Annotated in this window: 24 protein-coding genes and 1 tRNA gene; 5 read left to right on the top strand and 20 right to left on the bottom strand. The window is 66.2% G+C overall.

Translation table 11 applies throughout. The features are described 5' to 3' along the window. Positions 1-6 precede the first annotated feature (6 nt). The 3 genes from IEZ17_RS10755 to IEZ17_RS10745 all read right to left on the bottom strand — a co-directional run bounded on the left by IEZ17_RS10755 (position 7) and on the right by IEZ17_RS10745 (position 3,329). The gene (locus tag IEZ17_RS10755; protein ID WP_189298923.1) at positions 7-711 is read right to left on the bottom strand and encodes a FadR/GntR family transcriptional regulator; all 705 of its coding nucleotides are present in this window, start codon (positions 709-711) and stop codon (positions 7-9) included. A 113-nt stretch (positions 712-824) separates the two neighbouring features. Next, positions 825-1,667, bottom strand: coding sequence for a DUF4383 domain-containing protein (locus IEZ17_RS10750; RefSeq protein ID WP_189298921.1), 843 nt, complete (start codon positions 1,665-1,667; stop codon positions 825-827). Between the two features lie 267 nt (positions 1,668-1,934). After that, positions 1,935-3,329 carry a coiled-coil domain-containing protein gene (locus IEZ17_RS10745; RefSeq protein WP_189298919.1) on the bottom strand — a complete coding sequence of 465 codons (1,395 nt, stop codon included), beginning with the start codon at positions 3,327-3,329 and terminating at the stop codon, positions 1,935-1,937. Positions 3,330-3,512: 183 nt separating this feature from the next. Here IEZ17_RS10745 and IEZ17_RS10740 point away from each other — a divergent pair. Beyond that, positions 3,513-3,584, top strand: a tRNA-Val gene (locus IEZ17_RS10740). Positions 3,585-3,689: 105 nt separating this feature from the next. Here IEZ17_RS10740 and IEZ17_RS10735 read toward each other — a convergent pair. From IEZ17_RS10735 to IEZ17_RS10675, 13 genes are all read right to left on the bottom strand, one after another. Continuing rightward, positions 3,690-4,832, bottom strand: coding sequence for a tyrosine-type recombinase/integrase (locus IEZ17_RS10735; RefSeq protein WP_189298917.1), 1,143 nt, complete (start codon positions 4,830-4,832; stop codon positions 3,690-3,692). Further along, positions 4,832-5,044, bottom strand: coding sequence for a helix-turn-helix domain-containing protein (locus IEZ17_RS10730; protein WP_189298915.1), 213 nt, complete (start codon positions 5,042-5,044; stop codon positions 4,832-4,834). Before IEZ17_RS10730 ends, IEZ17_RS10735 begins: the two co-directional genes overlap by 1 nt. Continuing rightward, positions 5,041-6,366, bottom strand: a complete 1,326-nt coding sequence (locus tag IEZ17_RS10725; protein ID WP_189298913.1) for a replication initiator — start codon at positions 6,364-6,366, stop codon at positions 5,041-5,043. Before IEZ17_RS10725 ends, IEZ17_RS10730 begins: the two co-directional genes overlap by 4 nt. 165 nt (positions 6,367-6,531) lie before the next feature. Next, positions 6,532-6,822 carry a SpdD protein gene (locus tag IEZ17_RS10720; protein WP_189298911.1) on the bottom strand — a complete coding sequence of 97 codons (291 nt, stop codon included), beginning with the start codon at positions 6,820-6,822 and terminating at the stop codon, positions 6,532-6,534. Positions 6,823-6,836: 14 nt separating this feature from the next. Further along, entirely contained in the window at positions 6,837-7,031 is a 195-nt protein-coding gene (locus tag IEZ17_RS10715) for a hypothetical protein (RefSeq protein ID WP_189298909.1), read from the bottom strand. A gap of 13 nt (positions 7,032-7,044) precedes the next feature. Beyond that, positions 7,045-7,236 (bottom strand): mobile element transfer protein, encoded by a 192-nt coding sequence (locus IEZ17_RS10710; RefSeq protein ID WP_189298908.1) that lies wholly within the window; start codon positions 7,234-7,236, stop codon positions 7,045-7,047. Beyond that, positions 7,236-7,421: a hypothetical protein gene (locus IEZ17_RS10705; RefSeq protein ID WP_189298906.1), complete on the bottom strand. Its 186-nt coding sequence runs from the start codon at positions 7,419-7,421 to the stop codon at positions 7,236-7,238. The genes IEZ17_RS10710 and IEZ17_RS10705 overlap by 1 nt, the downstream gene beginning before the upstream one ends. A gap of 15 nt (positions 7,422-7,436) precedes the next feature. Continuing rightward, entirely contained in the window at positions 7,437-8,090 is a 654-nt protein-coding gene (locus IEZ17_RS10700; protein WP_373299780.1) for a DUF2637 domain-containing protein, read from the bottom strand. Positions 8,091-8,172: 82 nt separating this feature from the next. Next, on the bottom strand, positions 8,173-9,534 hold the full coding sequence (locus IEZ17_RS10695) for an FtsK/SpoIIIE domain-containing protein (RefSeq protein WP_373299793.1): 1,362 nt from the start codon (positions 9,532-9,534) through the stop codon (positions 8,173-8,175). 17 nt (positions 9,535-9,551) lie between these two features. Next, positions 9,552-9,902 (bottom strand): SCO3933 family regulatory protein, encoded by a 351-nt coding sequence (locus IEZ17_RS10690; protein WP_189298901.1) that lies wholly within the window; start codon positions 9,900-9,902, stop codon positions 9,552-9,554. A gap of 129 nt (positions 9,903-10,031) precedes the next feature. Continuing rightward, positions 10,032-10,760, bottom strand: coding sequence for a GntR family transcriptional regulator (locus IEZ17_RS10685; protein WP_189298899.1), 729 nt, complete (start codon positions 10,758-10,760; stop codon positions 10,032-10,034). A 107-nt stretch (positions 10,761-10,867) separates the two neighbouring features. Further along, positions 10,868-11,311 carry an ATP-binding protein gene (locus IEZ17_RS10680; protein WP_229852142.1) on the bottom strand — a complete coding sequence of 148 codons (444 nt, stop codon included), beginning with the start codon at positions 11,309-11,311 and terminating at the stop codon, positions 10,868-10,870. 284 nt (positions 11,312-11,595) lie between these two features. Then, complete coding sequence (locus tag IEZ17_RS10675) at positions 11,596-12,336, bottom strand: GntR family transcriptional regulator (RefSeq protein ID WP_189298897.1); 741 nt, start codon at positions 12,334-12,336, stop codon at positions 11,596-11,598. A gap of 82 nt (positions 12,337-12,418) precedes the next feature. Here IEZ17_RS10675 and IEZ17_RS10670 point away from each other — a divergent pair, with 82 nt between their 5' ends. The 3 genes from IEZ17_RS10670 to IEZ17_RS10660 all read left to right on the top strand — a co-directional run bounded on the left by IEZ17_RS10670 (position 12,419) and on the right by IEZ17_RS10660 (position 17,740). Next, positions 12,419-13,513 carry a DUF1152 domain-containing protein gene (locus IEZ17_RS10670; protein WP_268249815.1) on the top strand — a complete coding sequence of 365 codons (1,095 nt, stop codon included), beginning with the start codon at positions 12,419-12,421 and terminating at the stop codon, positions 13,511-13,513. 282 nt (positions 13,514-13,795) lie between these two features. After that, positions 13,796-15,577 (top strand): AAA family ATPase, encoded by a 1,782-nt coding sequence (locus IEZ17_RS10665; protein ID WP_189298896.1) that lies wholly within the window; start codon positions 13,796-13,798, stop codon positions 15,575-15,577. Continuing rightward, positions 15,578-17,740, top strand: a complete 2,163-nt coding sequence (locus IEZ17_RS10660; RefSeq protein WP_189298895.1) for a WD40 repeat domain-containing protein — start codon at positions 15,578-15,580, stop codon at positions 17,738-17,740. It begins immediately after the preceding gene. A 553-nt stretch (positions 17,741-18,293) separates the two neighbouring features. Here IEZ17_RS10660 and IEZ17_RS10655 read toward each other — a convergent pair. After that, the gene (locus IEZ17_RS10655; RefSeq protein WP_189298894.1) at positions 18,294-18,890 is read right to left on the bottom strand and encodes a hypothetical protein; all 597 of its coding nucleotides are present in this window, start codon (positions 18,888-18,890) and stop codon (positions 18,294-18,296) included. A 414-nt stretch (positions 18,891-19,304) separates the two neighbouring features. On the opposite strand from IEZ17_RS10655, the gene IEZ17_RS10650 reads away from it, so the two are divergent. Continuing rightward, positions 19,305-19,502 carry a hypothetical protein gene (locus tag IEZ17_RS10650; protein ID WP_189298893.1) on the top strand — a complete coding sequence of 66 codons (198 nt, stop codon included), beginning with the start codon at positions 19,305-19,307 and terminating at the stop codon, positions 19,500-19,502. A gap of 156 nt (positions 19,503-19,658) precedes the next feature. On the opposite strand, the gene IEZ17_RS10645 is transcribed toward IEZ17_RS10650, so the two are convergent. From IEZ17_RS10645 to IEZ17_RS10635, 3 genes are all read right to left on the bottom strand, one after another. Then, positions 19,659-20,063: a hypothetical protein gene (locus tag IEZ17_RS10645; RefSeq protein ID WP_189298892.1), complete on the bottom strand. Its 405-nt coding sequence runs from the start codon at positions 20,061-20,063 to the stop codon at positions 19,659-19,661. A gap of 697 nt (positions 20,064-20,760) precedes the next feature. Next, complete coding sequence (locus IEZ17_RS10640; RefSeq protein WP_229852178.1) at positions 20,761-20,907, bottom strand: hypothetical protein; 147 nt, start codon at positions 20,905-20,907, stop codon at positions 20,761-20,763. 211 nt (positions 20,908-21,118) lie between these two features. After that, entirely contained in the window at positions 21,119-21,520 is a 402-nt protein-coding gene (locus IEZ17_RS10635; RefSeq protein WP_189298890.1) for a hypothetical protein, read from the bottom strand. Positions 21,521-21,750 lie beyond the last annotated feature (230 nt).

Raw genomic sequence — 21,750 nt, 5'->3', positions numbered from 1 at the left:
GGCGCCCTACGGAAAGTCGCGCGCCGATTTGTCGAGCAGTTCCAGCATCGACATATAGGCGCCGTCGAGATCCCGGTCCCGTACAGCCGCGGCCACCGCCGCGTGCCGCGCGTACGGATGCTCGAACTCCCCGCCGGAGGCGTACAGGGCCCGCCCGCGGTGGATGAGGACGGGCACGATCACCCGGTGCATCTGGGCGTAGAAGCGGTTGTTGGAGGCGACCAGCATCGCCATGTGGAAGGAGGCGTCGGCGCGCACCAGCAGCACCGGATCGTCCTCGGTCGCGGCCATCGCGCTGAGCGCGGCGTTCAGCGCCTCCAGATCGTCTTCCGTGCGGCGCTCCGCGGCGAGCGCCGCCGCGGCGGGCTCGATGGAGCGGCGGAGTTCCAGCAGGTCGGCGAAGAAGTCGGACGAGGCGCCGGCCGCCAGCTTCCAGCGCAGGACGTCGGAGTCGAGGAGGTTCCACTCCTCGCGGGGGCGGACGTAGGTGCCGTGGTTCGGGCGGGTCGCGAGCAGCCCCTTGGCCGTCAGCACCTTGATCGCCTCGCGCAACTCGGTCTGGCTGGCGTCCAGTTCCGTCATCAGCTCCCGCAGGGCGAGGACGTCTCCCTCACCGTAGGTGCCGCTGAAGATCCGCTTCGCCAGCGCCTCGACCGCCGATCCGTGAAACCCGCGTCCCGCCTGGGAGGCGGCGTTTCCCCGCTGCGTCATGGCTGCTCCCCGTGCTCTCCCGTTCCTCGGCCGGTGGCTGTCGGTCCGCAGCCGTCAGGGCGCACCGGGCGAACGGCCCACCTCGGTACGCCCTGACGCCTCCTCGCCCCGGCTCACCGCTCCTTGCTGCCGGTGTCGTCCGGCCCGGTGCGGGTGTCCGTGGCGGAGCCCGCACTCCTGCCCATCCCTGTGGGGCCCGTCGCCGTCCCACCGCTCCTGCCCGCGGCGGCGCTCGCGCCCGCGCCGCGGCCGGCGCCCTTGCCGGGGAGGTCGCCCGCGTGCCGGTGGGGGCCGGTGAGGCTGGTACCGGGGCCGAGCGAACCGCGTCCGCCGTGCCAGGCGCCCTGCATGTTCACGCGCGCCGCCTGCCGTCCGGCCGTCATACCGGCCACCGGATGCAGCTGCCCGCGGGCGAAGCGCTCCGCCTCCTCCGGGTGCCGGGCCCGCCAGTAGGGGTTGTCGTGTGACAACCCGCCGCTGACCCGTCCGTACATCCCGAACACCAGCAGCAGCAGCCCCACCACGAAGCTGAAGAGCACGTTCTGGATCTTGAAGGCCAGGAAGTTCGCGTCGGTCTGGAGCAGCGCCAGATTCAGGAAGCCGCTCAGCAGGAACAGCGTGCCCCACAGGATGTTCCAGGACGAGGCGAAGTTCCCGCCGATCAGCATGCCGCCGACGAGCAGCGCCCCGACGACGATCGACAGCACGCTGAGCGCGCCGTTGGTGTTCAGCCCGGCGACGGTCGAGCCGCCGGTGTCGAAGAAACCGATGCGATGGGTCAGACCGAGGATGCCGAACGCGACCAGCACCAGCCCCATCAGCCCGGCACCGATGCGGTAGACCCGACTGAGCCGGTGGTCCACGGGCAGATGCTCGTCGAGCTGGGCGCGTCGCCGCTTGAGCTGCTGCAACGGATTCACGACGTGCACGGTGCCGCCGGTAGCCCCAGTTGCCATCTCCGGCCTCCTTCGCGCAGATGAGCCGCCTGGCCGTACTCACTCCCAGGATCCGCCAAGGGGCCGGTTCACGCCATCGCGGGCGCCGGCAGAGGCGGGGCAGCGGGCGGCCAGGCGCAGCCAGGTGCAGTCAGGTGCAGCGAGGTGCAGCGAGGTGCGGTCAGGGAGAGGGTCGCGCATCCCCGCCGAGCACGAAGCCCCTCGGGAGGACCCCAAACCAGGGCACCTTGCTCCCGTGCTCCCTCGCTCCCGTGGGCCTCCCGCGCCTCAGCGGCCCGCCGCGCCGCCCCGCGCCTCGCGGATCTCCTGCACCACCCGGGCGGCCGTCTCCCGCACCGCCTCCGTCTCGGTCAGGAAGTGCCACCAGTCCGGATGCCGCCCCTCCAGGCCGCCCACCGCACGCTCCAGCCGCGCCACCGCCTCGTCCAGCGGGCCGGCATGCCGCGGGTCGGGCGTGCTGCGCCCGGCCATCGCCAGCCGCTGCGCGTCGCGGACCGCGAACCGGGTCCGCTCGATCTCCTGTTGCCGGTCGAACGAGACCGCGTCCAGCCGCCGCAACCGGTCGCCGGCCGCCGACACCGCCTCGTCCGTGGTGTTCAGCAGCCCCCGCACGGTCGCCAGCCGGCTCGTGGCGTCCGCCCACCGCTGCTCGTCGCGGGCCCGCTGCGCCTCCCGCAGCGTGCTCTCGGCCTCCTTGACGGACCGCGCGGCCTGCTCCGGCACCTGTTGCAGGTCCTGCCAGCACGCCGCGCTGTACCGCCGCCGCAGCTCGCTGAGCACCGGATCGACCTGCTGGGCCCGGGTCGTGATCGCCTGCGAACGGGTCCGCAGCGACACCAGCCGCTTGTCGATCTCCGCCGCCGTCTCCGGCAGCCGCTCCGCCTCACGCCGGAGCGCCTCGGCTGTACGCAACACCTCGTCGGCGCGCCGGATCGTCTCCGGCACGCCGTGCTGCCCGGCGCCCTGGTTCAGCTTGGTCAGTTCCGGGGCGAGTGCCGCCAGCCGGGCCGCGAGATCGTCCGCCCGCAGGCCCTGCGCGCGCACCGCGTCCAGCGCATGGCTCGCCGCCAGCAGCGCCTGCCGCGCCCGCTCCACAGCCGGGGCCAGCCGCGCCAGCTGCGTCTCGGCGCCCTCCAGCAGCGGCGCCAGGCTCTGCGTGAACCAGTCGAGCTCGCCCTTGACGCGCTCCAGCTCCTCCCTGGCCCGCGTCAGATCGGCCCGTGCCCGCGCCACCGCCGCGCCGTCGATGTCGTCCCGGTCCAGATCGTGCGAGTCGACCGCGGTGATGTAGCCCTGGCTCACCTGGTCGATCCGCCGGCCGAACCCCTCGTACTCCACCGCCGCCTGTCGCGCCCGCGGCGAACTGTCGACCGCGGTGATCGTCTCCACCGAGATCCGCAGGTCACGGTGGGCGGTGTCCAGCTCGTAGAACGCCGCCGCCGCGGCATCCTTCGCGGCCTGCGCCTCGGCCCGCTGGCTCTCCCCGCGCCCGAACCAGCGGCGGGTGCCGCCGCCCGCGAACGCCATCGGCGCCACCGCCGCCAGCAGCGGCAACGGCAGCAGCACGAGCCCCACCACATCCCGGACCGGGCCCCCGCGAGGTCGACGGCGTGCCCGCTGCTCGTACGGCTGCGGCTGCGGTCGCGTATGTGTCGCCGTCACATCCCTCTCCTGATCGGATCGCCCCAGGGCGGGCTGACATTCTCCCACCCACCCCAAACGAACATCCCGTCCGGTAAGTTCACGCTCCCCGCAACGTCCCGCCCCCAGACGGGCGCTGTCCCGCCCCGCGACCACGGGTTTGCGGAGTGGGCCCCCCGGCAAGGTAGTCTGTCGGCTCGTCCAGGGCGCATAGCTCAGCGGTAGAGCGCTGCTCTTACAAAGCAGATGTCGGCGGTTCAAATCCGTCTGTGCCCACTCACCACGCAAAACGACCAAGGCCCAGGTCATCCGATGCGAATTCGGATTCCTGGGCCTTGATCATTTTGCGCCGTGGACGGCGCGAGACAGCGCGCGTGCCACTTACGTGCCAGATGGCCCGTCCAAGCCGCCACGGTCCCCCTTCGACCGCCGGATCTGCTCATCCACGTGATCGGCAATCTCTTGATCACGACCGTTGACCAGATGCTGGTAGATCAGAGCGGCCCGCACCGACGAGTGCCCCATGCGGTGCATCAGCTCGCGGGTCGTCGCGCCACCGGTCGCGGCCAGGGTGTTCCCCGTATGCCGCAGGTCGTGAAAGTGGACGTCCGAGAGGCCGGCAGTACGCAGCGCCGGGAGCCAGAGCCGCCGAAAGTTGTTCCGCCGCAACCGGCCACCCCGCTGCCCGACGAAGACCAAACCGGACCGTCCCGACTCGGCATGCTCGCTGAGGTGAGCCGCCAGCTCCTCGACCAGCGAGGCCGGGAACGCCACGGTACGAACGCCGGCGCTGCTCTTCGGGGTCTTGATCGTCAGGCCATGCGTCCGGGTCTCGGCCTGCGAGCGGCGGACCGCGATCGTACGCCGCCCCAGGTCGACGTCATGGCGCTGCAAGGCCGCCAGCTCGCCGAAGCGCAGCCCGGTGAACGCGGCGAGGAGGACCACGACGCGGAAGTACGACGGCATGGCGTCGGCGATGCGATAGACCTCCGGCACCGTCAGATACGGCCGTTCCGCGGTCTTGGCCGCGCCGGCGCCCTTGATGCGGCACGGGTTCCGCTGGATCAACCCGTCATCAACAGCCGTATTCATGACGGCCCGCAGGATCTGGTACGCCTTGACCACGGTCGACTCACCCACCCCGTTGTCGAGAAGGGCCGAGCGCCACCGCCGGACATGAGGCGTGGTGATCTGCGTGAGCGGCGAGCGCGCGAAGGTCGGCATGATGTGCAGCCGAAGCGCACTCTCATTGCGCTCGCGAGTCGTGGCCGCGTAATCGCGCTCCTTGAGCCAGGCCGTCGCGTACTCACCGAACGCGATCTCCGCGTTCGGATCCTGCCAGCGGTTCTCGATGATCTCGGCCTCTTTGCGGACGAGCCACACCTCGGCGTCCCGCTGCGCCGGGAAGGTCTTGTCCGCGGTACGGAGCAGCCCGTCAGGGCCGGGGTAACGAGCCTGGAAGCGCCCGGACGGCAGCTTGCGTACGGACCCGAAGCGGCGGCGCTTGCCACGTGTGTTGGGCATCAGGCCACCGCCCCGAACTGCGCACGGCCGGACGACACCGGCTGGATGGTGTTCGCCTCGATGAAGGCGCGCAGAGCGCTCTCAGGGATGCGCACGTGCCGCCCTACTCGTACGAAGGTGATGCGCCGTTCGGCGATCAGGCGACGAGGGAACCGCTCCGTGGTGCCTAGCAGTTCGGCCACCTCGGAGACGGCCAGGAAGCGGTCCTTCACTGGGTGACCTCTCCTTCGGGGGTGCTGGTGGCAGCAAGCGATGCGGACAGCCATTGCTCGGTGGGGCTGAGACCCGAACCGGCGTAGACCCAGTGGGCGAGGACGAGCGTGGTCTCGTCCTGCTCCTGCTGCTCCTGCTGCTCCTGGTCGTGAGGCTGGGGTGAGGTGTCTCCGCGGGCGATGGCGGCTTGGAAGCGGCGCCATTGGGCGCGGGCTTCGCGGAGCGCGCCCAGGGTGGTGGAGTAGCGGCGGGTTTTGGTGGAGAAGTGGCCGCGGAAGCCGAGCATGTGGGCCCAGGCACGCAGGCGGAGGTGTTCGAGGTCCTTGCGGGCGCCGAGGGCCCAGGCGGTGCGGATGAGGCGTTCCGCGTGGGCGGAGATGTCGAGCCCGGCGAGTTCGGCGACGAACTTCAGGGGTCGGTCGAGGGTGCCGGTAGCTGTCTCTGCGCCCTTGGTGGCGTACTTGGCGATGTAGGCGGCAACGGCGCGGTCGGTGAGGGCGGTGCCGCCGTCCAGGTCGGTGCCTTTGATGGTGCGGATGTCGAGTTGGCGGCCGAAGGCGAAGGAGTGCGCACGCTCGCCGAGGACCGGGCCGGTCACGGTGGCTTTGGTAGCGGCGGCGTTGATCGCGTCGGTCAGCAGCTCGGCGCCGGCCCAACGCGGGGGAGGCGTGTCGCCGCCGGCGGGGCCGTCGAGGCGGATGACGGCGTGGAAGTGGACGGCGCCACGCTTCTGATATTCGGCGACCTTGGCGAAGGAAACGCGGGCGTGTTGAGCGAATTCCCGTTGCGTCAGTCCGGCGCGGCACGCGATCTCGCGGCGCAGATAGATGGTGAAGCGGCGCCAGAGCATGCCCGCGTGCGCGTTCCAGAGCACTGCGGCCTCGTAGTCGTAGCGCTCCGGCGCGAGGGGAGTGCCGAGCGCCGCGTCCTCCTGGTCGTGGTGTCGGCCGCAGCGGCAGGGACGGGTACGCCCGCCGGATGCGGTGGGACGGTTGTGAACCGGCCCGAAGCTGGGGGCCGTGAAGGTCGCGAAGACGCGCGGATGGCTGGTGACTTGTTCGGGGGTGCCTTTGCCGCCGCGGAGGCCTGCGGTGATCAGGTGGTAGGTGTCGCGGCGGTAGGTCTCGGCGCAGGTGGGGCAGCGGGTGGTGCGGCGGTTGCCGCAGCGCACCAGGAGGTCACCGGCGGGCAGGTCGTTCGAGTTCAGGTGGTGGAGGGCGGGGCCGATTTCGCCGGTGGTGGTGTCGAGGCGGTGTTCGGTGCGGTAACCGGCCAGGCGGATGGGGCAGGTGCAGCCGCCGAGGGTGGCCAGTTGGCGCATGAGGCCGGGCAGGGTACCGGACGCGGCGAGCTTCCCCAGATCCGTGAGTGGGGGAGGGGTGTTGCGGGTGATGATGGGTTTCTCCTTTTCGGCTTTTGGTCGAGGAGGGGTGGGCTACCGGGGCGGTGGATGCTTGGCGGTATCGAGGCCGCCCCGGTAGCCGCTTCAGCGGTGGCGCTGGTTGGCGAGCAGAGAGCGCAGGACCATGGCGGCGACGGCCACGGAGACGGCCGAGACGGCGATGGCGGTCAGCAGCGCGGTGAGGACGACTCCGCCCACCAGGACCGCCGCTACGGCTCCCGTGCTGACCGAAGGCAGCGAGCGGCGAGGAGCCGTCACGGGCGCGGCGGCGTGCTGGCAGGAACAGGCCCATGCGGGGGCCTGAGTAATGGGACTCGAACCCGCGATGTGTGCTGACGGCGTTGGCGCTGTGGGCAGTTGAGGCCGGAAGAGCATGGCGGGTTCCCCTCTCAGTGGTGGTTGCCGTTGACGATCTCGACGCCGCTCCGGGTACCGGAGTCGATGGCGGGGGCCAGGAAGGTGCCGGCGAGATAGAAGCCGAAGAGCGCGATCACGACGACGATCCAGATACGGACGCCGAGGAACTTCACGGCTCCCCAGGCGATGAGGCCGAGGACAACGACCAAGGGCAGGTTCAAGGTCACGGTGGAGCTCCTTTCAGCGCACCGGGCAGCGGTGCGTACGGGCAGCGAGTTCGGCGGCAGTGCGTGAGTCGTAGTCGACGGAGAAGCCGCAGCGCGGGGCCGTACAGGCAGCCGTGTGCTTCTCGCGGCCCCGGCCGTCGTAGTAGGTGCCGACCTTGACCGGGCCGAAGCGGGTCACTCGGCGGAAGCGCGGCTGGGCGGCCATCAGCGGGTCTCCCTCTCGGCGACGAATTCGGCGGCGTGGCCGATCAGCCAGCCGCGGATCTCGGCGCTCTCCTGGAGGTCGGCGGTGAGGAGCACCGGCTCGGCGACGAGCACGGCCTCGGTGAATCGGTTCTGGCGGGTGAGTTCCGCCGCGCGCTTGAGGGCGCGGAGTGTGGACGGACGCATAGCGGCTCCTGTCGGTCAGGCGAGATGAGCGGCGATGGCCTCGGCGAGCGGGGCCGGAACGCCGAGTCGGGCGCGGAGGGTTGCTGTGTCGATGGGTGCTCCCGTGCGGGTGTGGTGCTCGGTGGCGACCTTTTGGGCGTGGTTGATGAGGGCGGCGGGGACCTGGTCAGCCGGGCGAGAAGGAGGCGCAGGCTCGGCGACGAGTTCGGGTGTTGGCGCCCGGACAGCCGGCTCGACCTTGTGCGCCTCTTCCGGTGTCGATTCGTCGACGTCGTCCGCTTCGGCGATCACTTCCGAGTGATCGACGACGTGACCGTGGGCGAGCAGGGTGCCGCCGAGGAAGGCAGCGGCCGGCCAACCGGCGACGAGGACGCGGAGCCAGGGCGGAACGTGGCCGAGGTCGAGGAGTCCAGCAGTGGCGATGTTGGCGCCGAGGCTGGCGGCGAGGGCCACCAGGAACCAGGACCACCCGGCCGTCTTGGACTCTCCGGACCGCAATCGCTTCCACGCGGCGACCAGCAGCAGGTCGACGCTCACCGGGTAGGCCCACGCCTTCCAGCCGTCCTGGCCGGCGGCCACCGCGAGGTCGTGCAGGTGCGCGAAGGACAGAGCGGCAGCGATGACTGCTTGGACCAGTACGGCGTCGATGCGGACGGGTGGATTACGCACGGCTCGACTCCTTCCGCTTTCGGGCATGGCGGGGGTAGGGACTTGGCGCGAGGCGGTCACGCCGGCCGGGGTCGGGTGTGGGTCAGCCGTTGGCGGGCCGAGGCTTGGCCAACGTGACGGGGGCCGTCACAGGCAGGGCCGGTACATGGGGCCGAAAGGGCTCCAGGGTTGGTACGTCGGGTACGAGTTCGGCAGTCTCACGGCAGGTGGCCGCAGCGTCGGCGAGGGAGAGGTACGGGGTACGGATGCGGATCCAGCCGCCGGAGGAATCGCCGGCCACAGCGAGGCCCGGTACCTCAGTGGCGATGGTCGACGCGACACCGACCGCTTCGGGTGCGATATCGCCGAGCGCCATCTTTGCCGAGGCTTCGTCGTTCACGCGGTGGCAGACGCGCCCGGTGAGCTGAGCGCGGAGCATGGTGGCGCCCTTGCCCAGCTCGGCGCCGAAGCGTTGTCCGCAGATTTCCAGGTAGATGCCGGCGGCTCGACCGAGCTGGGCGAGCCGGATCAGCTGGGTCACCATCTCGTCGCGCCGCTCCTCGTCCTTTCTGGTGGCAACGAGGAACAGCTCGGCGACCTCGTCCACGAACACCACGATCGGGTGCGGGCGTTCGTCCGCCGGCAGGCCCCAGACGTCCGAGGTGATCTCTTCGTCGGGTGTGCTCGGCGCGATGCCCTGACGGGCCTTGATCAGGTCGTAACGGTCCTCCATCTCCGTCACCAGAACGGGCAGCAGCTTCGCGGCTTCATCCGGCTCCGTTGCCAGGGCAGACAGTCGAGGAGCGAACGGAGCCAGCTCCACACCGCGCTTGCAGTCGATCCCGACCAGAGCCACCGGCTGAGCGGCCAGCCCCGTGAGCAGGTTGCGCAGGAACATCGACTTGCCCGACAGGGTCGCCCCGAGCACCAGTTGGTGCGGGACTGTCCGGTAGTCGCGGACGAACGCGGTTGCGTCCTCCCGGAGCGCCACCGGCACCGTCAGCAGGTCATTCCCGGTCCGGCGAGGCATCTTCACCTTGCGCAGCACGTCGAAGCCGACCAACCGCAGTTCCACGACGCCCGGTTTGAGGCTCACAATATGTACGGCGTGAACGCCCCAGGCGTGCCGCAGCCTCTCGGCCGAAGCCGCCACGTCCGCCGGCTCCTGGCCGGGAGCGAGCCGAATCCGGACGTGCAGCCCCGTTGAGGTGGGACGTGGAACGCCCCGCCTCGGGGGCACCGGACGAACCTCCCGACGAGTGGTCGCTCGCACGGCCAGGGCCCGCAGCCGGGACGGCTCGACGGTCAGCCCGCAGGCGTCCATGGTCGAGCCGTACGAGGCCATCAGTCGGACAACCGACAGAGGAAGTCCCACGGTTGACCAGTAGGCCGCCGGGTGTGCCTTCCTGGCGTAGGCCGCTCCACCTATTGCAGCGAGCGGCCCGCCCAGCTCCATCAGCGTCATGACGTCGGGCACGGAGATCAGCTCTCCTGCCCAGCCGAGTACGCGCCGGGAGCGACCGCAGCGGCCCGGTAGGCGATGCCGTGACGGGCCTGGCCGTTGAAGACGCTCTCCCAGGGCCGCGCGATGAGGCCCGGCAGGGAGACAGGTGCACCGACGACCAGGCCGTCGGTAACCCCGCTCTCGGGGACGGTCACCGCGATCAGCGACGACTCTCCCTCGTCGATGTAGACCACGCCGATCTTCATCAGCGCTTCGCCGCTTACGGCATCCTTCGCGATCTCGCCCGTCTGACGGTCCTTGACCTTGGGCTCCGGGGCCTCGGTCATCAGGATCGCGGCGGACGAGGTCTCGACACGGATTACACGCACAGATTTCCCCTTCGTTGAGAACCCGTCAGCGAACCTGACAGGTTGACTTAGCAAGTTCGAAGTTAGGGAAGCCCGGTTGACTTGTCAAGTGATTCCGATGGAGCGCCGACCCGTCGGCTGGCAAGTGAACTAGCCCAGGCGGTAGGTGTCTTCGAGCTCCTGACGATCGCCAGGCAGCAGCACATCGGTGACCTGTAGAGCCTGCCCCGAGACATCGCAGGCGACGACCAGCACGCTGAGCACCGGCTCGCCTTTCGGAAGGGCCAGAAGTTCAGCCTCTTCCTTGCTTGGCAGACGAGCCGAGACGCGCTCGGTGACATGGTCGAAGCGCACGCGCTTACGAGACTCGACATGCGCCCGCAGCCCCTCGGTCAACGCAGCCGCGTCGGCAAGGTCCGTACCGTCGACCAGGTCGGCCGGGAAGTACGAGGAAGCCAGCTCCACCGGCTCACCTTCATCCTCGACCAGCAGCCGCCGGACGAGCACCTTGGCTCGCTTGGGCACACCGAGAATCGAGGCCACCCGCGGAGGAATGGGCACCTGCTCGACCTGGACGAGGCGACCGGATGAAGCCGACTCGTCCCGCTCCAGCGCGTCACGCCCCCGCTGATCCTTCTGCTCGACCACTTCGGGGCGACCGCGAACGATCGTGCCGTAGCCCTGCCGGGACTCCAGCCAGCCATCCCGCTTGAGGAGTTCAAGAGCCCGAACGACGGTCGGGCGAGACATGCCGAAGGCTTGGACCAACTGATTTTCGCTCGGCACGAGAGTCCCGGGCGGGTATGTGCCGTCTTCGATACGACCCTGGAGCGTCTGCGCAAGCCGCACATACTTCGGTGCAGCCACTTCGTACGCCATAGCCCGCCGCCTACTCACATCCGCCAAGTCAACCTGTCAACCAGACTACCCAAATGAGTAGACAAGGCATACCCATGCCCCCGTGAGCAACGCGGAGCCCATGCCCATCAAGGTTTCCAAGCCTCATCGACCGAGAACGACACCACTGTTCCACCGAAGTGACTGGGGCCGGCGCTCCACGAGTCCGCCAGCGCATCGACAAGACGCAGGCCCCGTCCGTGCGCCTCATCAGCGGCTGCCTCTCGCATGCGAACCTTCGCGGGAAAGCCGGGGTTGTGCACGTCCACCCGCAGCGCTTCACCGACGCGCCACCACTCCACGCGCACCCGCCAGGATTCCTCCGCCTCCCCGTAGAGGACAGCGTTGGTGACCAGCTCGGAGATCATCAATACGCAATCGTCCACCGAGCAGACGAGCTCATGCGGATCTGTGAACTTCCTGAACCAGCGCCGAGCCCGTGCCACCGACTCGGGTACTGGATACAAAGTCATGGCGCCGATGTGCACGGGCTCAACCCCCGAGCCCTCGGAGCCCCCAGTGACGTCGTTCATCCCGTCCTACTCCCTACCGGTGCCGTCGCAGTCCAGACAGCGCCGCTTGGATGTAGCGCGGACGCGAGCATCAGCCGCGGAGGTTGCCAAGGCCGAGCGGGAGCCGACCCGCTTCCAGCCTCGGCCTCGGCATTCACGACACGCGGCCGCGGCGACGTGTTGTGACTCCGCACGTGTCCGACTCACGCCCGTGCCCCCTTCCCAGTAAGTGGCCTTAGCCACTTACTGGATAGTGGCATTAGCCACTTGGGGCCGCAAGCGTTTCGGCCAGAGAATCAAGGCTTCTACCCGATCGGGTACCCCTGCTCGAACGCCCAACGGCCGGGCGGATACGTCGCTTCGGCGAACTCCAGGGGGCGATCTTGCAGGTCATAGACGACGTGATGGACGATCAGCACCGCAGAGCCCGGCTCCAGTTCCAGGTCGGCCGCCTCGTCATCGGTCGCGAGGCGGGCGCACATCCGGTCCTCGGCGTAGCTGCCTTGACGCCCCGTCATGGTCTCGACATACATCAGCGTCCCCTCCTGGATCCGATCGGGATCCAGGAGCTTTGGCGCGCGCTCGCCTACGTCGCGGCCGAACCAGGAGGTGGAGAGCGTGATGGGGCCGGACTCGTTCTTGGTGACCCGCCGACGGTGCACCGCACAGGCGCCGGCCGCCAGGTTCAGCGACTCCGCCACGTAGCCCGGCGCCTCAAGCCAGCCCGCTGATGTGATCACTGCGTACTCGCCGGGCGTGTAGATCTTTCCGGTCTGCTTGGCCCGCCCGTACAGCTCACGAGCACGGCGGTTGACCGCCAGGCCCCGCACGTAAGTGCCCGACCCCTGCCGCTTCTCGACCAGCCCCTGATGCCGCAGGGCTTCCAGCGAGCGTGCGGCCGTCGGCCGCGATACGCCCCAATCCGCCGCCAGTTGACGTTCCGACGGCACCTCGTCACCAGGCCGCAAGTCGCCCCGCAGGATCTGATCGCGAATGTGGTGCGCGATCTGAAGGTACTTGGGCTGGGTTTCTTCGATCTTCGGCATCTGCTCCCCCTTCCCTAAGTGGCTATTACCTCTAGCCACTATAGAGTGAGTGGCTAGTACAGCAGCCCGTACGCTGGCGCACGTGACGCGCTTGATCGTGGCAGCGGGAGGAGGCGGCGACGCTGTCGCCGCTGCGATGCTGGACGCCGCCCTCTATGGTGGCGAGACCTCGGCGGTGGTTCTCACCTACGCGTGGGACCGTCTCCTGATCGACCCCGTTCCGGGGCCAAGAGGACCGGCCAACTTCACCGGCCTCCGCCCCCTCACCCGCAGCGTCCAGACGGTTCCTGCCGACGCGACACCGATTGCTCCCGCGGGCTCTACGCTTCCCAGGCTGGCCGCAGAGCTCCCGCAGACCTTCGCGCTCATCGATCCGCACCATGGCGCCGAGGGCATGGTTCGCCAACTCGAAGAGCTCATCCAGCATTTGGATCCGGACTCCGTCGACCTCCTGGACGTCGGCGGCGACATCCTCGCCCAGGGCGACGAACCCACACTCCGCAGCCCCCTCGCCGACGCCCTCACCCTCGCAGCATGCTGCGAACTCAACTTCCCCGTACGGCTCCTGGTCGCCGGCCCCGGCCTCGACGGCGAAATCCCCGCCGACGCCCTACGCGACCGCCTGGGACCTGTTGCCCTGACGCTCACCGCCGAGCACGTCACCCCCGTCAGCTCGGTACTGGAATGGCACCCCTCTGAGGCAACGGCCATGCTTGCCGCCGCAGCACGAGGCACCCGCGGACTGTGCGAAGTACGGGACGCCGGACTGCCGGTCCCACTCACCGACGAAGGCCCACTCGTGTACGAGGCCGACCTCGACGAGGCCCTCAACCGCAACCAGCTCGCCCGCGCCATCCTCGCAACGGAGAACCTGCACCAGGTAGAGCAGCACAGCCGCGAGATCTGCGGCTTCTCCGAAATCGACTACGAACGCAACAAAGCCAGTTGGCTCGGCAGCCAGCCCACCCAGAAGCTCGACCCGGAAGCCGTACTCCACCAGCTCGACGAGTTCGAGGCCAATGTCGGAGGCCGGGGAATCACGCACACGACGTTCCGCCGACTCACCGAAGCTTTCGGTCTCAGCGGCAACCAGCGCCAGGACCTCAGGGCGCTACTGCTCAGCAGCCGCCCGGAGCAGTACCAAGCCCCGCTCTGGCACATCCCATCCAGAGCCTGAGTAACAACTTTCTCTACGAGTTCAAGGCGGCTCGCGTCCCGCTCGCCGCGCGCGGCCCGGCCCCCGTCCGGGCCTGCGCTCCTGTCTCCGCCCCGCTCCAGCCCGGCCGGCGCCCGTTCCGCGCGCACAGCAATCAGCCACCTGATGCCAGAGAAGGGGCACGTCGTGGCTGGGGCGGTGCTCCGCGTACCTCACTGGGACACCTGGTACTGCAGGGTCGCCACCCACTTCGCGACTCGGCGGCTTTTCCTCCCTCTATACGTCGGGACTCCTATAGCCGAATTGACCGAGGCATGGCAGTGTGGAGAGGAGCCAAGCATTGACATCACCGCATTCGTCGAGAACGGTCGGGAACCGGGGGACCGCATGGTCACTGAGGTTGTGATCGGTGCGCTGCTCAAGGCAGCTGCGTCCGGGGCGCTTAGCTCACTGTCCGGGAAAGTCACTGGCGCCACCTGGGAGAAACTCAAGCGAGACCCGTCCAAAAAGGCCTTCCAGCGTGCACTCGGCAGAGCGATCGAACGCTATTGCGAAACTGAGCAGCGACTCACCCTCGCAAGGCCACTACTCGCTCGACGTGGCCCCCTGTCGAAGGACGAGGTCACAGCCGAACTCGGTAAAGTGCTGCGCCACGATGCTACTCCGGATCCCGCCGTACTCGCTGAGCACTGGCGTGCGACGATGGAAGAGCCGGTTACTGCGGATCTGAACGCGGAGGCGGGCGCGCTGCTGGAATTGCTCCATACCGAACTACGGGACGAGGAGTTGTTCCGCCCAGTTTTCGCACAACAATCACTCGATGCCATAGCTGAGGAAGCCGCGACTTCTACCGGTTCGTTGGAGCAGTTGGTTGAGAGTCTGTCTAATCTAACCGAGCTCGCCGATAGCCATCTCGCCGAGCTTACCGATACGATTCGAGCGGCTCGCCCCGCGCTCTCTGCCCACGTCAGATCGTGGACATGCCTGATCAACGAGCGGACCCAAGGCTTTGTGGGGCGTGCCTTCGTGTTCGAAGCGTTTGAGAGGTTCACACAGGAAAATACGCGCGGATACTTCCTCGTGCGGGCGAAGCCAGGACTGGGTAAGACGGCAGTGGCGGCCGAGTTGGTCCGTAGGACCGGCCATATTCATCACTTCAATGTCCGAGCCGAGGGCATAAACCGCGCCGATATGTTCCTGCGCAGCGTATGTGCTCAAATTATTGCGGCCTACAGTCTGCCGTTCACGGATCTCCCGCCGGACACCGGTCGGGACGCGGGGTTCCTATCAGCCCTGCTGGACCAGGTGTCGAATCGGCTGCGGGACGGCGAGCGATGCGTCATCGTGGTCGACGGCCTCGACGAAGCCGATACATCGGACCATGAACTGGCCAACGTGCTCTTCCTGCCTACTCTGCTGCCGCGTAGGACGTACATCTTCGCCACCTTCCGGGAGGCCTCCCCGGTGCAATTGCGCATCGACTGCGAGCAGCTCTCACTGAACATCGAAGCCAGCTCAGAGGAGAACCTCGCCGACATTCGCGAGTACGTGCGCGCCGCCGCGAGCCGGGCGAGCGCCTTCATCACTACCGAGCGACTGACGACTGATGATTTCGTCAACCTACTGACTGATCGGTCTGAAGGCAATTTCATGTTTCTGCGACATGTGATTCCCGAGGTAATCCACGGGCGCTACGACGCTAACCAAATTCCACGAGGCTTGGAGAATTATTACGAGGACCAGTGGCGACTCATGCGCTCAAGTGGCAAGATGGAGGACTATTTGCCTGTACTCATGGCCTTGACCGCTATCGATGGTCCACTTACCATACGAGCCATCTCTGAGTTCGCGGGCATTTCCGACCAGTTCCGCATTCGCACCGCCCTCGATCAATGGGGCCAGTTTCTGGACAAAGATAAGATCGAATTGGATCAGCGAGCCCAGACACGTTATCGGATCTATCACCAGTCTTTCCGGGATTTTCTCCGCCAGAAGGATGAGGTCGGCGAGCTCGCTTTCACGCACCAGGAGGCGTTGAGCCGAGCCTCGGACACACTCTTGAACAGTCTCTACGGGAACGAGTAAATGACCGATTCGACCCGGGCTCTCGCGGAGATGGACGAAGAACGCCGTCACATCATCCTCAACGATCTAGTACGAATGAAGCTGGATCTATGCGAGCTCAAGCATGTTGGCATGCTATTGACCGATATCGGATTTCTCGGCGCCAAGTGCCGGGCGGGGCTGACCTATGAACTGCTCGCCGAGTATGCGCGTGCAGAATCATTGGGAGTTGTCGGAATCGAATCGTGGCGTCGCTTCTTCGATGAACAGAGTCACGTATTGGGGCCCAACCCGCACCTTTTCACCCAACAGGCCACGAACTGGTCGTTGAGTGATTCCGTAGGCGACGCTGCACGACGCATGCGGATCAATGAGCCATATTTGGAACTTGTGAACAGAGAACCTCGCCGGGCTAGCGCAATCCGGACACTATACGACTATGGCTCTTTGACAACAGCCGCCGGGATAAGCCGTGATGGACGAACCGCAGTGTCCACCGACCTTACTCACCGGCTGCGCGTGTGGGATCTGGAAACTGGTAGGTGCCTCCATCGGCTCGGACAGCCTTATGCGACTGCCGTCGCCATCAGCGCTGATGGGCAGCGGATAGTAGCCGCCAGCATGGAGGATTTGGAACTCTGGGATATGGCGAAGGGCTTGCCGAAGAAGCTTTCACCCACAAAGCACACCATGGGCGTACGCGACATCGCCATGACCCCGGACGGGCGTTGGGCACTATCCGCCGGCGACGACATCGTCGTGCTTTGGGACTTGGAGGCGCGGAAGCCCGAAACCGTACTCAGTGGCCACCGCGACGAAGTCCTTGCCGTCGCAGTCAGCACCGACGGCAGGCTCGCCGCCAGCTCCAGCAAAGATCGCACTGTTCGGGTCTGGGATCTGTCCGCTCGGCGCTGCGCCGCCGTGCTCGAGGGCCACGACGGGGCTATCTTCGCGATCGCGATGACCGGTGACGGGAGACTGATAACTTCTGGCGCAGAGGACCGGCTTGTCAAAGTCTGGCGGGACGCGACGTGGACCGCCGATCTTTCCGGTCATATCGCCTCTGTCGACGCCGTTGGAGTGAGCGAAAACGGCGACCGCTGCATCTCGGGCAGCTCCGACGGCGAACTCCGATTCTGGGACCTGCTTAAGCGGCGATGCACGGCAGTGGTGCACGGGCACAGTTTTGGTACGAGTGCCATCGCAATGACGCCCGATGGGCGGCGGGCCCTCACCGGTGCTTGGGATGGAAAGCTCAAGCTCTGGGGCCTCGACAGGCTCCCCAACCCATCCGAGCACCTCCCGGTCGTGCATGCATTGCATGACCTCGCCATGGCTCCCTCCGGCAATCTTGCAGTGGCTGGCGATAGCATAGGCCGGTTGCACTTGTGGGACCTGACCGCCGTCCAGCGGGTCGTCTGCCCCACCGTTCACGACAGCGAGATCCACGCCGTCGCCTTCACACCAGATCAGCGATACGTCCTGTCCGCAGGAGGTGATCACACGGTTCGGCGCTTCAATCTGGCGGAACGCACCAGCACCGTCCTGGGACGACATGACGCCGCAGTTCAAGCATTGGCCGTCACGGTCGACGGCCGTTTCCTGCTCTCCGGCGCAGAGGACAATCTGATCAAAATCTGGGATTTGACGCGCGACGAATTCGTCGACACACTCAACGGTCACGAAAATTTTATCACGTCGATTGTCTGCAGCAAGCAATGCCTTGTCTCGGCCGACTACGAGCAGATTCGCTACTGGGACTTCGATAAGCGACGCAGCGAGCACTTGACCTCGCTGCCCGCCGAGCACGGGGACTCGACCTTTACTCTGGCTCTCAGTCCGAGCGGCCGTTTCTTGGCCTCGGCCGGCAAGGACGGGGACATCTGGCTCTGGGACACGCAGAGCAAGGAACTGATGGGTCTGTTGCCGACCAGCAATCCCGGAATGATGATACATAAACTAGCATTCACTGAGAGTGGATTGTTGGTCGTTGGCGGTGCGGACAACTATCTAAGAATCTGGGACGTGCCTAGGCAACAGAACATCGCGAGCTTCCCCGCCACAGGAAACGTTCATGCCTTGGCAGTTGGTCACGGAGACGTCATTGTTTGTGGCGACGGTCTCGGCGAGATGTTCATTCTCCGCTTTCATCCCCAGCCAGTCGAGGATCCACGGGCGGGGTGATCGCAAGACGCTGACTCGAACGTGTCGCCCAGTCGCTCGCTTCTTCGCCTGTCATCAACGCGTGCGGTCGGGAACAGCGGGCAACTAGACGGGAGGTTAGCGGACGCCTTCTCGTGCTGCGCCGCAGGTCAGCCAAGCAGCCGGTTCTGGATCACCCAAGCTTCCCAAGCTGAGGGCTCAGGCATCGTCGTCACGGGCTGGCCGTCGTGGCTCGCTCTGGTCGACGGCACCGGCAGCGTGGCTGAGAAGGGTGGGGGTGCAGCGAGGCATACGCGTGCGTTGTCGGTCGGCGCACCCGCCGTCGTGGCTGACTGTCGTCGGCTGAGGTGCAGACAGGTCGTATCAAAGGCGCCCGCCGTCAGTCGAGTGGGGCAAAGCTGGGCCGTCTCTGGGCCGTCCGAGGCCGCTCGACAGTGGCCAAGGACGACCAACGACACGCACTCAGGGAACGTGGTGTGGCGTTCTGACCAGCAAAAACCCAGCTCCCCAAGATCCCCGACTAGACCCAGGGCAAGAAGACAGGTTTGCCTCACCCATTGAGACTCCGCCGACCTTAGCTGGCGGGAGTCTGACTGCTCACGCTCGGCCACCTCTTCAAGGTATCTCCAGCGCCCGGGTGAGTTTCCGTCTCTTTTCGAAATAGATCCGCGATCCTCTGTCGATTTTCAGCTATCTCTACTGCAAGCCGCTCAACGTCCGTGATAGAGAACTCTCGCTCCTGCAAACCTTTTCGCTGCCTGCTTCGAATGCACCAAAAGATCTTCTCGCCTGGCTGACTGTCCTTCCAAGGGCGGCCGATGTAGTCGTCACCGTCCGACCAGCCAAGGGTGATCTCTTCTCGCCAAGTGCCATGGACTACCGCGTTGCGCAGAACTCGCAGCTGGGCCGCCCACCCCAGGAGCTTACGGAACTCTTCGTGATCTTCACGAGCCCACGAGCGGAATGTGCCGTCAACATGTGCAAGCATTGTCTTGAACGTCTCGCTCAACCATTCACTACCTTGACCTTCGAAGAGAATCCAAACGTCATCAGCGCTCTCCGGTAGAAGATCAGAAATCATCTCGCGCAACATTTCATCGACTTGAGCACTTTCAACTGCCACCCGGCCAATCGCTTTGAAAAGGTCTGGGTTTGACGTGAACTCAAGCAACGGAGCCCCCTAAGTTGACTGGTTACAGCATGGCAGGCCTCGCGAGGCCCTACATCCAGATTTCTGGAGTTACGGGGCTACGATGCCCGTGCCCCATCCAGCGCTGCGGTACAGCAGCGAAGTACAGCAACCGCGGTGACCGAGCATGTCCGACAGCGTCCCAGTAGGACGTCACAGCGGCCCTTTTAACCGTCGCTGCGGCATCCGCATAGAGCTAGGGATCGGGAGGTCACAGCTCACCGCAGGCCGTGCAGGTGAGTGTCTAACTGTGTGACAACGCCGACGCACGGCAGCGAACAACTGTGGAGCGGACCATCGGCGCAGGTGACGGGCACGCCAGCCTATGAACAGGCCCTCGCCTCAGTTGCTTCGGGACGAAGAGGTCGTCGGCACTGGCCAGCTGTATGGTGAGGCATGAGAGACGACAGACACGACCAACCGCTCTCCAGCGAGGAGTTGGAACTGTTCCTTCAGTACCTCCATCGCTTCGCTCGGCATGACGTGGATCTGTTCGTGCTCCTGGAGGTGGGCGACCCGGCGTATCCCTGCTACGTGACGCTCGCCCGGGATCCGGCCCCCGGAACCGACCGTGCCGCCTACCGCAGGTTGTGACATGGCACGAGGGCCCGTCTGACATCCGCAGCTGACATCAACGACGCCGGACGTCAGCGACTTCCGGCGGTCTTAGACACCAACGCAGGTGCCGCGGTAGTCGACCGCTGGGATCGTTGGACCGAACTTGTAATGCGGTGCTCAGATTAATGCTCGTCATCCCTTGCCGGTCAGAGATTTGACGACACCGATTACAGAAGACAGTAGGGCGACAATCGCGCCCACGCTGGCCAGCGCTGTGGTCGGGTTTGGAAATAGCTCGGATGAAATTTGTCGCCATCGACGCCGCAAAACGAGGGCTTTTAGCTTCTGCCATTGGTGTTGCTTTATATGGCAGCCTCGTAGGACCCCTCGACCGTTGTTACGGCATTGCTCCACATCACCTCGATTCAGCGCACCGCATGGCACAGGAGCCTGGAAGAGGAACCAAAGGAAGCTAAGTGCCGATAAGGTGGCGATGCCGACAGGGCCTATGTCAGCTGTCAGCCAGCCGGTGATGGCAATGACGAATATGATGAGTCCCCAGTAGCGCCAAAGGTCATTATTTTTCTTCTTCGCCATGGAGGCGGACTGTAGTAGGTGCCGATATGGGTGATCACGGGCGCATGGACGGCGCATGGCGTCACGGCCGGAGCAGCGCATCGTGCTCTCCCGCCCTGCAGTCACAGCCACCGCACCAGATGTGCAGCGGGCCAGCCGTCGCGGGGTGCGCTGGTCGACGATCAACTACCCGGCAGAATGGCTGAGCCCGACGGTCGGTACCGGTGCACACGCGCGCCTGGGTGTCCGGCCGACCCGCCATCCTGGCTGACTGTCCCCAACCGAGGCCCGAGCGGAGGCACCAGCCAGCAGCGCCCGCCGTCACCCGGCTCTCGCGCCGTGGACTATCTGTGGACAGGGAAACATCCGAAGGCGGCGCTTGAAACCCTGACGTGCAGGAATCTCGAACAGTGAAGGGGCCTCCGGAGCCTCGTGCATGTCGAGTGTCTTTGGGCACGACCGAGCTCGGCCGTGCCAGAACCGTGCCAGATGACTCGGTCAACCACGGTCAACCAGGCGACACAGGGGTGCCACGGGCCGCGCCCGGACCAAAGTTGATGAGAGCCAGGTCGGCCAACAGATCCGCCCAATTTCCCACCACCAGGCTTACAAAGCAGATGTCGGCGGTTCAAATCCGTCTGTGCCCACCAGTCAAAAGACCCCCTACCGATCATGGTAGGGGGTCTTTGACATCTGGAATTGACATCAATGGGAGTCGTTATCCGGCAGCGGGCCGCCGCTTCAGAAGCCGGTCCATGTGACTCACCGCCTCGCGCTGCGTCTCCTGCACGACGTGCGTGTTCGTGTTCATCGTGATGGCGATCTGGCTGTGCCCCAAGATCTCCGTCACCACCTGGGGAGCCACGCCGGCCGCGGTGAAACGGCAGATAGCAGGCACAGGAACGGCCCCCGGCCAAACCCACTGGTCAAAGGGCCGTTCTCACTGCTCAACCTGCGGAGGCTGTGGGATGTGAACCCACGGTGGCGTTGCCGCCACGACAGGCTTCAAGACGGTCCCAGGCCGACAACACGCGCCCCCGCTTCCGGCAGGTAGGCGCCGGCAGGCGAGGCGATCGTCATTTGCCCTTGACCCGGCGGGTCCCTTCTTGCGGACTCCGTCCGCCGCGATTCGAGAGGTTGGGTTCCTTGTGGTGGGATTTCTGGGGGTTGTGCCGTTCCAAATTCTTCATGATTTCCGTGGCAAGGTTCTCGGCTAGCGCTGGGGCAAGTGCGTCGGCCAGCGCGGTGGCCAGGGCCTGCACAAACAGAATTTTCTCAAGTTCTGACATGCCGGAGGATGCCGGGTGCGACAGCGAGGCCGCAGCCGATTCAAGCAGGGTTGCCGTCAGAGGATCTTTACCGTATTTCCCCACACCTTTGTGCGAGGCTCCGACCTCCCGCATCATTTCTTCGAAGGCTTCGTCGACGAAGGACTGCACCGGATCCCTTTCCGCCTCGTCGCCGGGTTCAGCTGCCATGTTGGTCTCCTCGATTGGTGGGGCGTTCGTATGGGCCCCACCCTTCAGCCGTTGCCTGACGCAATAACTGAAGGGCAGGACCCGTTACACGGCTTGGCCCCACGTCACGCGTCTCCGCGTTCGCGACGCGATCAGGAGACGGGCAAGGTGGGCCAGGCTTTCGTTTCTCAGCGGCGCATGAGGGCGGCCAGTAGGAGGGGGTGCTCGATCAGGTTCTCCCCGCCTTCTTC

Source organism: Streptomyces albospinus, from assembly GCF_014648695.1.
GTDB lineage: Bacteria > Actinomycetota > Actinomycetes > Streptomycetales > Streptomycetaceae > Streptomyces > Streptomyces albospinus.
The sequence above is the reverse complement of the archived record's forward strand: the minus strand, read 5'-3'. Positions and strand labels throughout refer to the sequence as shown.

Excerpts from the sequence above, each read along its gene's own strand:
- IEZ17_RS10755 (WP_189298923.1), bottom strand. The coding sequence starts at position 711 with ATGACGCAGCGGGGAAACGCCGCCTCCCAGGCGGGACGCGGGTTTCAC.
- IEZ17_RS10750 (WP_189298921.1), bottom strand. The coding sequence starts at position 1,667 with ATGGCAACTGGGGCTACCGGCGGCACCGTGCACGTCGTGAATCCGTTG.
- IEZ17_RS10735 (WP_189298917.1), bottom strand. The coding sequence starts at position 4,832 with ATGCCCAACACACGTGGCAAGCGCCGCCGCTTCGGGTCCGTACGCAAG.
- IEZ17_RS10725 (WP_189298913.1), bottom strand. The coding sequence starts at position 6,366 with ATGCGCCAACTGGCCACCCTCGGCGGCTGCACCTGCCCCATCCGCCTG.
- IEZ17_RS10720 (WP_189298911.1), bottom strand. The coding sequence starts at position 6,822 with ATGCTCTTCCGGCCTCAACTGCCCACAGCGCCAACGCCGTCAGCACAC.
- IEZ17_RS10710 (WP_189298908.1), bottom strand. The coding sequence starts at position 7,236 with ATGGCCGCCCAGCCGCGCTTCCGCCGAGTGACCCGCTTCGGCCCGGTC.
- IEZ17_RS10705 (WP_189298906.1), bottom strand. The coding sequence starts at position 7,421 with ATGCGTCCGTCCACACTCCGCGCCCTCAAGCGCGCGGCGGAACTCACC.
- IEZ17_RS10695 (WP_373299793.1), bottom strand. The coding sequence starts at position 9,534 with ATGACGCTGATGGAGCTGGGCGGGCCGCTCGCTGCAATAGGTGGAGCG.
- IEZ17_RS10685 (WP_189298899.1), bottom strand. The coding sequence starts at position 10,760 with ATGGCGTACGAAGTGGCTGCACCGAAGTATGTGCGGCTTGCGCAGACG.
- IEZ17_RS10680 (WP_229852142.1), bottom strand. The coding sequence starts at position 11,311 with ATGAACGACGTCACTGGGGGCTCCGAGGGCTCGGGGGTTGAGCCCGTG.
- IEZ17_RS10675 (WP_189298897.1), bottom strand. The coding sequence starts at position 12,336 with ATGCCGAAGATCGAAGAAACCCAGCCCAAGTACCTTCAGATCGCGCAC.
- IEZ17_RS10660 (WP_189298895.1), top strand. The coding sequence starts at position 15,578 with ATGACCGATTCGACCCGGGCTCTCGCGGAGATGGACGAAGAACGCCGT.
- IEZ17_RS10650 (WP_189298893.1), top strand. The coding sequence starts at position 19,305 with ATGAGAGACGACAGACACGACCAACCGCTCTCCAGCGAGGAGTTGGAA.
- IEZ17_RS10645 (WP_189298892.1), bottom strand. The coding sequence starts at position 20,063 with ATGGCGAAGAAGAAAAATAATGACCTTTGGCGCTACTGGGGACTCATC.
- IEZ17_RS10635 (WP_189298890.1), bottom strand. The coding sequence starts at position 21,520 with ATGGCAGCTGAACCCGGCGACGAGGCGGAAAGGGATCCGGTGCAGTCC.